The following is a 340-nucleotide window of genomic DNA, read 5'->3' as shown; positions in this document are numbered from 1 at the left end:
GGTGTCAAAAACAAAAATGATACTGAGCAGTTACGTGCGGTGCTGGTGCCTAAAATGGAAGAACGTGACGGAGAGATGGTCGATATCCATCAGAAAACCCGTGATGATTTCTTCGAGGCGTTAACGGCCTTTGCCGGATGCCTGAAAGTGGCACTGCAGTCAGCCAGCTTCTTCACCGACAAGAGCTTTACGGAACAAGATCGAAATCTGTATAAAGAAACCGTAAAACAGATGTCCAGCTTGCGCCAGTGGGCGATGCAGGTCAGTGGAGAGCAGGTCAATTATGACGACTACGCTGCGCAGGTGAAAAAACTGCTGGATAAGCATGTCACCGGCGTTG

Annotated in this window: 1 pseudogene; it reads left to right on the top strand. The window is 49.4% G+C overall.

What is annotated here, in order from left to right:
• Positions 1–340 (top strand): annotated as a pseudogene (locus tag GJV78_RS23265) (type I restriction endonuclease subunit R); the annotation flags it as partial.

It is taken from the genome of Intestinirhabdus alba (assembly GCF_009711095.1).
GTDB lineage: Bacteria > Pseudomonadota > Gammaproteobacteria > Enterobacterales > Enterobacteriaceae > Intestinirhabdus > Intestinirhabdus alba.
This window is presented reverse-complemented; position numbering and strand designations above follow the sequence as displayed.